9 protein-coding genes and 1 pseudogene are annotated in these 9,550 nt (G+C 35.1%); all 10 read right to left on the bottom strand.

Annotated features, from left to right (window positions below; translation table 11 throughout):
* The coding region (gene gndA / locus JJD95_RS18415; RefSeq protein WP_291644696.1) for an NADP-dependent phosphogluconate dehydrogenase at positions 1-858 on the bottom strand (858 nt) is incomplete at its 3' end.
* 93 nt (positions 859-951) lie between these two features.
* Positions 952-2,007, bottom strand: a complete 1,056-nt coding sequence (locus JJD95_RS18410; RefSeq protein ID WP_291644694.1) for a TRAP transporter substrate-binding protein — start codon at positions 2,005-2,007, stop codon at positions 952-954.
* Between the two features lie 62 nt (positions 2,008-2,069).
* Positions 2,070-3,350 carry a TRAP transporter large permease subunit gene (locus JJD95_RS18405; protein WP_291644692.1) on the bottom strand — a complete coding sequence of 427 codons (1,281 nt, stop codon included), beginning with the start codon at positions 3,348-3,350 and terminating at the stop codon, positions 2,070-2,072.
* 13 nt (positions 3,351-3,363) lie between these two features.
* Complete coding sequence (locus JJD95_RS18400; protein WP_291644690.1) at positions 3,364-3,873, bottom strand: TRAP transporter small permease; 510 nt, start codon at positions 3,871-3,873, stop codon at positions 3,364-3,366.
* A gap of 482 nt (positions 3,874-4,355) precedes the next feature.
* Entirely contained in the window at positions 4,356-5,114 is a 759-nt protein-coding gene (locus JJD95_RS18395; protein WP_291644688.1) for an SDR family oxidoreductase, read from the bottom strand.
* A gap of 138 nt (positions 5,115-5,252) precedes the next feature.
* The gene (gene garR, locus JJD95_RS18390) at positions 5,253-6,146 is read right to left on the bottom strand and encodes a 2-hydroxy-3-oxopropionate reductase (RefSeq protein ID WP_291644686.1); all 894 of its coding nucleotides are present in this window, start codon (positions 6,144-6,146) and stop codon (positions 5,253-5,255) included.
* An 18-nt stretch (positions 6,147-6,164) separates the two neighbouring features.
* Positions 6,165-7,100, bottom strand: coding sequence for a transketolase family protein (locus JJD95_RS18385; RefSeq protein ID WP_291644684.1), 936 nt, complete (start codon positions 7,098-7,100; stop codon positions 6,165-6,167).
* A 1-nt stretch (position 7,101) separates the two neighbouring features.
* Positions 7,102-7,947 carry a transketolase gene (locus JJD95_RS18380; RefSeq protein WP_291644683.1) on the bottom strand — a complete coding sequence of 282 codons (846 nt, stop codon included), beginning with the start codon at positions 7,945-7,947 and terminating at the stop codon, positions 7,102-7,104.
* 59 nt (positions 7,948-8,006) lie between these two features.
* Complete coding sequence (locus JJD95_RS18375; protein ID WP_291644680.1) at positions 8,007-8,723, bottom strand: FadR/GntR family transcriptional regulator; 717 nt, start codon at positions 8,721-8,723, stop codon at positions 8,007-8,009.
* A 268-nt stretch (positions 8,724-8,991) separates the two neighbouring features.
* Positions 8,992-9,550 (bottom strand): annotated as a pseudogene (locus JJD95_RS18370) (NADP-dependent phosphogluconate dehydrogenase); the annotation flags it as partial.

The raw sequence follows: 9,550 nt of genomic DNA, 5'->3' as shown, positions 1-9,550 counted from the left end.
TGCAAAGACCGCCTCTGTTATTGTAGGAATTGGTACTGCTAAATCTAGAGCGCTTTGACTAGTCCATTTCCCTGTTCCCTTTTGACCTGCTTTATCTAAAATAATATCAACCATGTCTTCCCCAGACTCGCTATCCTTTTGCATAAATATTTCACTAGTTATTTCCATTAGATAGCTATCAAGCTCACCTTTGTTCCATTCTGCAAAAACATCATGAAGCTGCTCATTAGAAAGCCCTGCAACTTCTTTTAAAAGTGAATATGCCTCGCATATAAGTTGCATATCTGCATACTCTATACCATTATGAACCATCTTTACATAATGTCCTGCGCCACTGGCACCAATATAAGTACAACAAGGGTCTCCATCTACTTTTGCAGCTATTGCTTTAAAAATCGGTTCTACTATTTTATAGGCGTCCAACTGACCACCAGGCATAATTGCGGGACCTTTTAAAGCACCCTCTTCGCCTCCAGAGACTCCTGCGCCTATGTATTTAAAACCCAATTCCTCAAGCTCTTTGCTTCTGCGTATTGTATCCATAAAAAACGAATTACCACCATCGATTAATATGTCACCCTTTGATATATATGGTATTAATTCTTGTATTGCGCCATCCACAGGTTTTCCTGCATTTATCATAATCAATATTTTTCTTGGAATTTCTAGAGAATTTACGAATTCTTCTACAGAATATGTTCCTATAATGTTTTTTTCTTTTGCATCTATAAGTAACTCATCTATTGCAACTTTACTCCGATCATATACTGAAACTGATAAGCCTCTGCTTTCAACATTAAAAGCTAGATTTTTACCCATGACACCAACGCCTATAACTCCAAATTGCTGTTTATCCATAATAACTCTCCCCTCTTATTGTTATTCCCCTTCAGATTAAAAGCGATATCTTTGTGATAAAGATACCGCTTCTATATACCATTTTAAGCTTAATTATTTATTCTTTTCAATAACTGCCTGAACTTCATCTATAAGATCCTTGCCAATTGAAGCTTCGAATTCCTTATAAACTGGAGCACATGCATCCTGGAATGCTTGCTTTTGCTCAGCTGTGAGTTCAGTAACTATCATTCCTTCGGCGCGGAGCTTCTCAACATAATCGTTAGCCATAGCTCTGTTTGTCTCTCTCTGGTATAATTTTGATTCAGTAGCTGCGTCCTCGAATATCTTCTGATCTTCTGGAGTCATTGATTCAAATAACGCTTTGTTTATTAAGAGCAAATGTGGTCCATAAACATGTTCTGTTAAAGTAGCATACTTCTGTACTTCATTGAATTTTGACAAGTATATTGTAGGAATAGGGTTTTCCTGCCCATCTATAGTTTTTTGTTGCATTGCTGTAAATAATTCACTGAATGGCATTGGAGTTGGGTTTGCTCCCATAGCTTTAAATGCTGCAAGATGAATTTTATTCTCCATTGTCCTTATTTTTAATCCCTTTAAGTCAGCAGGTGTCTTTATTTCATGTACACTGTTAGTTATGTTTCTGAATCCGTTTTCATAGTAAGCCAATAATTTTAGACCATTATTTTCCAATTTTTGAGCAATTTTAACGCCTACAGGGCCGTCCAATACTGCGTCTGAAGCTTTAGTATTAGGAAATAGGAATGGAAGGTCAAGTACATTTAGGTCAGGATCAAGCCCAACAAGTGGTGAAGCAGAAGGCGCTGTCATTTCAAGATTACCCATTTTTACAGCCTCAGTTGCCTTTATGTCATCACCTAACTGTGCGTTAGCGAAAACTTGTACATCATACCTACCGTCAGTCTTTTCAGCTATTATTTTACCGAATTTTACGCTGGCTAAATATGATGGATGCTGTTCATTAACACCCATACTTATCTTGATAACCTTCGCATCTTTTACCTCGGCTATTACTGGAGTTTCTGTTTTAGCTGGTTCAGCTGTCTTATTTGATGCTAAACAGCCAGTAAACAGCATCGGAACCACAACAAGTGCTACTACCATTGAAATTAATTTCTTTGACATAATTTCCCCCCTTGAATTTTATATTATTATTTGAAAAGAGTTTCCTCTTATAAATAAACGTATTATTTTACTAAATTTGGTATAAAAGTAACTAAACCAGGGACGTAAGTTATTAACAATAATACTGCCATCATTACCCCAACAAACCCAAGTATAGGCTTTGTAAGTTCTGCCATAGATAACTTGGACAATCCGCACCCAACGTAAAGAACTGTACCAACAGGTGGTGTTATAAGACCTATACAGAGATTAACAGTCATAACTACACCAAAGTATACGGGATCTAAACCATAGCTTAATGCTATTGGAAGAAGAATCGGCCCTAATATAAGAAGTGCCGGAGTTAAATCCATTACACAACCAACTGCAAGAAGCAATACATTTATTAAGAGCATTACTATAATCACATTGTTATTTGCAAGTGCCAGTATAGTATCTGATAAAAGTTTAGGTATCTGCGCTGTGGTAATTAAATATCCTGCCGCTGTTGCCGCACCACATACAAGCATTACAACCGCAGTAGTCTTTCCTGCAGAAACCAACACATCTAACCAATGGTGTGCTTTAAACTCCTTGTAAACAAAGGTGCTGATAACAAAAGAATATACTACAGCAATAACTGCTGCTTCCGTAGGTGTATATATTCCGAATATAATACCCCCTAATATGATTATTGGAAGAATCAAGGCCCAGAATGCTTCTTTTCCAGATTTTATAACACTTTTTAACGATTGTTTTTTATTGGATTTATATTTATACTTTTTTGCATGGAAATACCATATGACCATAAGTCCAATACCTATTAATACACCCGGTATTATACCACCCAAAAATAACTTTACAATAGATACTCCACCTATTACACCAAACAAAATCATAGGTATGCTTGGAGGAATGATAGGACCTATGCAACCTGCCGATACTACTAGAGCTGTAGACTTTACCTTGTCATAACCTTCCTTATCCATTATAGGAAGAAGTATGGAACCAATAGCAGAAGTATCTGCTACTGCAGATCCAGACACTCCTGCGAAGAGCATGCTTGCTACAACCGCTACATACCCAAGTCCTCCAGTTACATGCCCAACTAATGCATTTGAAAAATAAACTATTCTCTTTGATATTCCACCAACATTCATTATTTCTCCTGCTAACATAAAGAAAGGAATGGCCATAAGTGGAAAACTGTCTATACCTCTTACTATACTCTGAGATATTATCGCAGGTGCTACACTACCTGATGAAAGTAACATAAGTATTACTGTAGTCATTATAAGACTGAAGGCTATTGGAACGCCTAGAAATATGAATCCAAATAACGCTAATAGAAACGATAGTAACATGACATCTCCTCCTTTAAGATACTATTTTTTTGACATGGTAGTATAATTTTAGTAGAGTTTGTAATAACATTAACCCTCCACCGATTGGTACAACCAAATACACAATACCATAGGAGAAAGATGTAGCAGGAGATAACCAATTCCAACTTTCCATAGCAAGTCTTTGTCCCCCAGCAGTTATTAAATATAATGCATACATTACAATAATGTCACATATAACTGCTACTACCTGTCCAGTCTTTTCAGGAAGTTTTTTGTTTAATATATCCAGTCCTAGATGCTCATCATTCACATATGCTAAAACCGCACTTAAAAACACAACCCATATAAACAGGAACCTTGATACTTCTTCTGTCCAAGCAATTGCTACATTTAGAAAATATCGACTTATAACATTACCAAATACTATGACTACCATAGCCGTTAAAAATATTGCAATTGCATATTTTATTATTTTCTGTAACATAGCATATACCTTATCAATAATATTTAGCTGTTCAGCTGTACTAGTTTTTGATTCCATATTTCCCCCTCTTCCTTTCTTGTTTTGTTGTTAAACAGTGGCTACTTGACGTTCACTCCTTCTGGAAGTATTAAAACAGTGTCTAAACTCTAACCATCAGAAGTTAATACATGGCTGTGACAAATTGATTCATTTTTTTGATATCGTTTTCATTTTCTACAAAATTAATAGAATTAATAACTGCATCAAACATTTCCTCAGGGTCTTGCTCATCCCAAAAGACTTAAAACCTAAAATTCGAACACCAATTTTTCACTTTGAAACTATACTCTCTTCAAATAAGTTGCAATTGCTTTAAGCAACTTTTCCTAATATCTAGTTCAATTAAATATTCGAAGAGTTAGGAAAAAATTTTCTTTTACGTTAAAAATTATACAAAGCAACTATTTTATGGAGAATTTTTCCTTTAAATTTATTATAGCATATTGGAAAATAAATACAAGCATAATATGAAATTTTTTTTCTGTTTTATTTAAAAAAATTTAATTCGCCAAGAATCCTCCATCTATTGGTATTATTGCTCCATTAACATAATCTGAAGCGCTTGAAGCAAGATATATTGCAGTTCCTACCAAGTCTTCTGGTAAGCCCCACCTTCCAGCAGGTATTCTTTCTAATAGCTTCAATCTATCAGGAGTGTCCTTTAGTGAAACTGTCATTGGGGTTGTTATAAAACCTGGTGCTAATGCATTTATATTTATTCCAAAAGCACCCCATTCATTTGCAAGACTCTTAGTAAACTGACCAATGGCTCCTTTGCTTGCAGCATATGCAGAAATATTTTTTACAGTAATAAATGTATTCATAGATGCTATGTTAATTATTTTCCCATAACCTCTTTTAATCATTATCTTGCCTGCCAACTGACTCATTTGAAATACTTGAGTAAGGTTCAATTTAATTACGAAATCCCAGTCTTCCTGAGTAAAATCTATTACTGGGCATCTTTTTTGAACTCCGGCATTATTCACCAGTACATCAAGATATCCACCTAATTTTTCTATTGCCTCATTGAATCCTTTTTCTAAACTTTCTTTATTTCCGAGGTCTGCCTTTATACCATACGCATTTGCTCCATTTCCCTGTATTTCTTTTGCTGCCTCGTAAACATTATCTGCTATGTCAATTATCGCAACCTCGGCACCAGCATCATGCATTCCTTCTACTATGCTACGTCCTAAACCAGCAGCACCACCAGTTAAAATTATTTTTTTACCCTTTAAATTAAATAAATCTTTCATTTTTTATCTCCCCTCTCTTTTTTAAATAATTTATTCATGCAAATGTGAGTATTGTTATTAACCCAACTCTAATTACTTCATTAATGGTATAACTCAATAACTCAATAAGAGTTATTGAGTTATACTTTTATATAATTCTTACTTACTATTCTTTCTGACTTCAATTTTTGATAATTTCTCATAAAACTTAACTATAGCACTGTGGTCGCTTTGTCCATATCCATCAACTTTTAAAGCCTGTAATATCTCCATTATCTGGCTAGTTAAAGGAAGTGGAACTCCAACATCATGTCCTGTCTCTATTGCATTTGCTAAATCCTTTATATGAAGATCTATTTTAAATCCAGGCTTAAAATTACCCTCTAAGACCATAGGTGCTTTGGCATCAAGCACTGTACTTCCTGCAAGTCCACCTCTGATCGCATTATATATTACTTCAGGATCAACTCCTGCTTTTGTTCCAAGGGCTAATGCCTCAGACATTGCTGCAATGTTAAGTGCAACTATTATCTGATTAGCGAGCTTTGTTGTATTTCCTGCACCTATTTCACCGCAAAGAACAACAGATTTACCCATTATTGAAAGTATATCGCTGCACTTATCAAATACTTCTTTCTTTCCACCAACCATAATTGAGAGTGTTCCATCTATTGCCTTTGGTTCTCCACCACTAACTGGTGCATCTAGCATTTCCACTCCTTTTTTTGCTACCTCAGCTGCTACTTCTTTAGATGCAAGTGGCGCTATAGAGCTCATATCAATTATTATTGAGCCTTCCTTTATACCCTCAATCACACCGTTTTCTCCAAGTATTACAGTCTTTACATGAGGTGAATTAGGAAGCATTGTAATTATCACATCTGTTCTTTGTGCCACATCTTTTGGTGAAAAACCTTCCTGCGCACCTACTTCTACAACTTCCTTTACTGAATCCTTAAATAAGTCATATACAACAACGCTATAGCCTGATTTTAAAAGAAGTTTCGCCATGGGTTTCCCCATTATTCCAAGACCTATAAATCCTATATTCATATTATTTACCTCCAATTTTTATTTTTGAACCAACTTTAATACTGCATCGCTTATTGCCTTTGGAGTTAATCCATAATACTCCATCAAGTCATCATAATTCTGAGATGATGTACCAAAGCAATCTTTTACTCCAACAAACTCTATTGGAAGATTTGTTTCTAGTCTTAAAGCTTCAGCTATAGCACTTCCAAGTCCCCCTATTATACTGTGTTCTTCAGCAGTAACAACTGCTTTGCATCCCACTATTGCTTCTTTTATTGCTTTTTCATCCAAAGGTTTTACTGTGCTTACATTAACTACCTTTACAGATATCCCTGCCTTCTCAAGTTCCTCTGCTGCCTCCATTGCCTTAGATATCATAACTCCATTTGCAAAGACTACAACATCTTTTCCTTCACGTATTGTATATGTTTCGCCTATAGTGTACTCTGTATTTTCACTAGTATATATCGGCAGGTCATTTCGATTTATCCTTAAATATACAGGACCTTCATACTGTGCCATTGCCCTGACCATTTTTCTTGTCTCAATAGCATCAACAGGTACTATTACTGTCATATTGGGTATCGCTCTCATTATAGAAACATCTTCAATTGATTGATGTGTTGAACCGTCCCCATAATCTGATAGTCCAGAACTTGAACCACATATTTTTACATTTAATTTAGCAATGGAAATTGTCTGCCTTATCTGATCATATGCTCTGCCAGACATAAACACAGCAAACGTACTGATAAAAGGTATCTTCCCAGTAAGCGATAACCCCGCTGCCGTTGATGCCATATTTTGCTCTGCTATACCCATTTCAAAATATCTTTCAGGGTACTTGTCCTGAAATAAACATGACATGGTGGATTTACCAAGGTCAGCTTCTAGTACTACTACGTTCTTATTTTCCTTGCCAAGTTCAACAAGTGTTTCACCGTATGCTATTCTTAAACTTTCTTTACTCATCTTATAACCCACCTTCCAATCTTATAGATTCTAGTTCTTTCTTTGCAGTCTCATATTGTTCCATTGACAATGCACTATTATGAAATGCCGCTTTGTTTTCTGCAAAAGAAATAGATTTTCCTTTTATTGTTTCTGCTATTATAACCGTAGGTTTACCCTTTACTTTTTCTGCACTATCCAATGCTTCTATTATCTGTTCTACATCGTGTCCATCTATCACTATTACATTCCATCCAAAAGCTTCCCATTTAGGAACGATAGGGTTGGTATTAAACCTGTCAACTATAGACCCCGTTGCCTGAATTCTGTTTCTATCCACTATTGCTACAATGTTATCTATCTTAAAATTAGAAGCAGTCATAGCAGCTTCCCATATTTGGCCTTCAGCCATTTCTCCATCACCTATTACAACGTATACCCTGCTCTTTTTTTCTTCCAGTCTAAGTCCTAGTGCCATACCATTTGCTATTGAAAGCCCCTGTCCAAGTGACCCAGTGTTTGCTTCAATTCCTGGTGTTTTTGTCATATCAGGATGTCCCTGGAGCATTGCACCCAAAGATTTCACATTTTGTAATTCTTCTTTTGGGAAAAATCCTGCCTCTGCAAGTGCTGCATACTGTACTAATGCAGCATGTCCCTTGCTTAATAAAAATCTATCACGATCTTCATTTTTAGGATTCTTAGAATCTATATTCATTTTATGAAAGTACAATACTGCAACAATATCAGCGCATGAACATGAACCCCCAAGATGTCCCACTTTTCCTACACCAATTATGTCAATTATATCTTCTCTTAGTTGAAGTGCTTTTCCTTGTATAAACTTGACTGTATCTTTAGATATCATTTTTATTACCTACCTTCCTTTTATTTATAAAACCTACAAGACTTTTAGTCTATAGGAGTTCATATAACTTCAATATCCTTTAATTTACTGTCTATTTTTGATACTTTATCGATTGTTGTTACTATATGATCTTTCAATGTTCTTTTAACCTTTTCCATGTCTCTTTCCTTTATAGCTTCAATTATTAATTTATGATAATAAAGACCATCATCAACCCCTAAATTTCTTACTATCGCGGACATAGAAGCACTTAGAATGTCTTTAATTATATAATTAACTTTAATAACCAATGAGTTTTTGGTTGTTTCAGCTAAAGCCATATGAAAATTTAGATCTTCAGTAGCAAACCTTTCAGCATTGTCTATATATTTTTCCATTTTTTCATATATTGCCTCAAGTTTTTTTATGTCCTCCTCAGTTGCCCGCTCAACTGTCAGTGCGCCAGTCTCTATTTCAATAACCTTTCTAAATTCCAAAACTTCAAGTATTTCTGTTTTTTCTAAAAAAAGCATAGGCATCAGCGAATTCATATACATATCTGCTGAAAATCCTCTTACAAATGTCCCATCTCCTTGCCTTATCTCAAGCAATTCCAGGGCAATAAGCCTCTGTAATGCATTTCTTACAGTTATCCTACTGACATTTAACATCTTAACAAATTCATTTTCTGATGGAATTCTTGAACCAGGTGGCCATTCTCCGCTTGCGATCTCAGCTTTTATTTGTTCAAATACCTGATTACTGATATTGTTTTGTTTAATAGGTTTAATTGCCATTTGTCCTCTCCTTTATATACCTTGTGCTATTAATTAATTAATGCATACATAAGTCAGCACATGTCAGTTGTATTACCAGTGGTATATTAATTATATTCGCCATCTTTTGTAAAATACCTTCTTAATTATTATTTTTTTCTTTATTTGTAAAAATAATCAAAAACAACATCTCTTATTATAATCCCAGCACAGTCATAGTATCCTTTTACGCTAAAGTATAGAAAAAAAGCCTACAGTCTAAAATATAAACTGTAGGTTTTAATATTTACTATTTTTCATTAGTCCCATTTACCCATTCATGATGAAATATTCCCTCTTTGTCTGTTCTTTCAAAAGTATGAGCACCAAAATAATCTCTTTGTGCTTGTAGTAAGTTCGCTGGGAGTTTCTCACTTCTATAGCTGTCATAATACATTATTGCACTGGATAATCCTTGCACTGGAACACCTAAATTCACAGCAGTGGACACTACGTATCGTAAGTCCACTTGATAACTATTAAGAATATCCTTGAAATATGAGTCTAACATTAGATTTTTGATATTAGCATCTTTTACATAAGCTTCGCTTATCTTATTGAGGAACTGAGCGCGAATAATGCACCCACCTCTAAATATTTTAGCGATTTCACCATACTTAAGGTCCCAACTATACTCCTCTGCCGCAGCTTTCATAAGCGCAAATCCCTGTGCATATGCACATATTTTACTTGCATAAAGAGCTTTTCTTACAGATTCTATGAACTCGTTTATATCTCCCTTAAATTCTGTACCAGGTCCTTTTAAAATATCACTTGCCATTACTCGTTCATTTTTAAGTGAAGAAATG

It is taken from the genome of Clostridium sp., assembly GCF_016650035.1.
Classification (GTDB): domain Bacteria; phylum Bacillota; class Clostridia; order Clostridiales; family Clostridiaceae; genus Clostridium_AD.
Note: the sequence above shows the minus strand (reverse complement) of the source record. Positions and strands in the feature narration are given on the sequence as shown.